This window comes from Paenarthrobacter sp. CM16 (assembly GCF_013179505.1).
GTDB lineage: Bacteria > Actinomycetota > Actinomycetes > Actinomycetales > Micrococcaceae > Arthrobacter.
The window spans coordinates 1-1,010 of the sequence record NZ_JABMCX010000569.1; the positions used below are offsets into that span (position 1 = coordinate 1).

The 1,010-nt window shown below is 64.5% G+C and carries 1 protein-coding gene; it reads right to left on the minus strand.

The window, feature by feature from the left end:
• Nucleotides 1-1,010 (minus strand): MarP family serine protease (locus HP499_RS24545; RefSeq protein WP_172326615.1); only part of this gene is annotated, 1,010 nt, incomplete at both ends.

Below are 1,010 nucleotides of genomic sequence, written 5' to 3' on the forward strand. Positions count from 1 at the left end.
TGTTTTGGCGAAGATGAGCCCGGCCACTTCGCCCTGCATGGTGAGCAGCGGACCGCCGGAGTTGCCCGGCTGAACGTCACCGGCCAGCTTATAGACCAGCTCCGGAGAAGGATTGCTCCCGTAGATGTCCGGGACAATGATGGTCGAAATCCCTTGGACGGTGGCCGGCTTTGATTGGAAAGGACCGCCGTGCGGGTACCCGGCAAAGGCCGCGGGGCTGCCTTCGGGCAGGTCGGCACTCATCGGCAGCGGACTGGACTGCAGTCCATCCACGGCCAGGACTGCGATGTCACGCTGGGGGTCGAAGTACACCACCCGACCCGGCAACGCGCCGCCGTCGGGCACTTCCACCACCGGCTGCGACACGCCCGCCACAACGTGCGCATTGGTCACGACGCGCCCGGGCGAGACGACAAATCCGGATCCGGTCTGGTTCTGGCCGCATTCAAAGGCTGTGCCCGCGATCTTGAGGACTGACTCGGCGGCCTGGTTGAGGGCCGGGGTGTCCGTGGAGGCGTTGGGGACAGGCACCGGAGTCACGGGCCCGATGCCCTCGATGAGTTTGGGGATGCCGTCGCCGATCACCGTGGACCGCAGCTGTGCCATGGTGCTCTTGACCGGCGTTGGAGTGATGTTGTCGATGTAGCGGATCACACGGGAACCGGCCAGCTGCTGGGAAACAAAAGGCACGCCCAGCGAACTGATGCTGAACGCCAACATGGACATGACCAGCGCAGCCACCACCACACTCACCACGCCACCGATCAACCGGTCAACGGCATGCAGCGGCTTGATCCGCACGGCATGGCGGATTCTGCGTCCGATCATGGTCCCCAGCCCGTGGCCCAAAGCTATAAGCACGACGGCGGCACCCACCGTAGCGGTCAGCCTCCAACCACTGTCCGTCACCCAGCCACTCACAAGCGGCACCGCGATGAACGCAGCAACGGCACCCACCACGAATCCGGCAATTCCACCGAGTGTGACCATAAAGCCGTTGCGCAGGCCAT